Origin of the sequence: Ferruginibacter sp. HRS2-29 (genome assembly GCF_024343615.1) — a bacterium.
Classification (GTDB): domain Bacteria; phylum Bacteroidota; class Bacteroidia; order Chitinophagales; family Chitinophagaceae; genus Ferruginibacter.
This window is the reverse complement of record NZ_RJUB01000101.1, coordinates 1-1,559: the sequence shown is the minus strand read 5'-3', so window position 1 is coordinate 1,559 and position 1,559 is coordinate 1. Positions and strand designations below refer to the sequence as shown.

General features: G+C 52.1%; 1 protein-coding gene. It reads left to right on the top strand.

Annotation, left to right across the window (positions count from 1 at the left end):
- On the top strand, positions 1-1,482 hold a 1,482-nt coding region (gene rmuC / locus EGI32_RS11250), incomplete at its 5' end, for a DNA recombination protein RmuC (RefSeq protein WP_255155458.1).
- Positions 1,483-1,559: the final 77 nt, after the last annotated feature.

Below are 1,559 nucleotides of genomic sequence, written 5' to 3'. Positions count from 1 at the left end.
GCAGGCGCACTCCTCGGCTGGCTGCTCGGCAAATCAACCGGCCGCAGCGAACATGAAAAGAAAACAGCGCTGCTGCAACAGCAATACGCAGAGCTCGATAAAGAATTCAGCAGCTACCGGGCCACGCACACCCAGCAGCTGAGCAACGCAGAGCAACAACTACAGGCAAAGGCAAATGAGTTGACCACCCTGCAACAGTCGCTCAAAGAAAACCAGCTTCAGCTATCCGAAACCAGCACATTACTGGCCGGTGCAAAAGCCGAACTACGTGCCGCCAACCAAATGGCCCAGGATAAAAATAAAGACGCCGATATCCTCAGAGAAGAACTGCAAACATTAAAACAAGACCTCTCCACCTCTCATCGGCAACTGGCCACCCAAACCGCCAACAACGAAGCACTTCAGCAGAGGCTGAACACGCAGAAAGAAGAAATGGAAGCGCTCAATAAAAAATTCAACACCGAATTTGAAAACATTGCCAACCGCATCCTCGATACCAAAACCGAAAAATTTACCGAACTCAACAAAGCCAACCTCCACCTCATACTGGAACCACTGGGTAAAAACATTGCCGAGTTTAAAACCAAAGTGGAAGAAACCTACGATAAAGAATCAAAAGAGCGGTTCTCCCTCGGCGAACGCGTAAAAGAACTGGCCGAGCTCAACAAAAAGATCAGCGAAGAAGCGCACAACCTTACCCGTGCCTTAAAGTCGGAATCGAAAACCCAGGGCGGCTGGGGCGAAATGATCCTCGAAAATATACTTGAGCGCTCGGGCCTTGCCAGGGGCCGTGAATACTTTATGGAAGAGCAGCTGCTCGATGAGCAGGGCAACCCGCTGCGCTCCCACTCCGAAGATAAAAAGATGCGCCCCGATGCCATCATCAAATACCCCGACAACCGACACGTGATCATCGACTCCAAAGTATCGCTCAACGCTTTTGCCCGCTGCGTGGATGCTCCCGACGAAGCTACCCGCCTGAGCGAACTGGCCGAGCACGTGGGCTCCATCAAAAGGCATATCTGCACGCTCAGCGCCAAAGGCTACGACGACTACAACAAAAGCCTCGATTTTGTGATGCTGTTTGTGCCCAGCGAGCCGGCCTACATTGCCGCCCTGCAGGCAGACCCGGACCTGTGGAACTATGCCTACGACAAACGCATCCTGCTCTTGAGCCCCACCAACCTCATCACTTCGCTGAAGCTGATAGCCGACCTCTGGAAACGCGAATATCAAAACCTCAACGCCAACGAGATTGCAGAACGTGGCGCTAAACTGTACGATAAGTTTGTAGGCTTTGTAGCCAACCTGGAAGATGTAGGCGCCCATTTGGATAAAGCCCAAAGCAAATACGGCGATGCTTACAAGCAGCTGACCAGCGGAAATGATAACCTGGTGTTGCAGGCTACCAAGCTGAAGGACCTGGGCCTGAAAACGAAGAAGCACCTGCCGGAGGAATTGATCAACGGATCGGGCCAATGATCGATCGCAACGCCACGCCGCGGCTTTCGAAGCGGGAAGTTCGGTGGACCGGTCAGTTCTTAATATTGTTATTTATT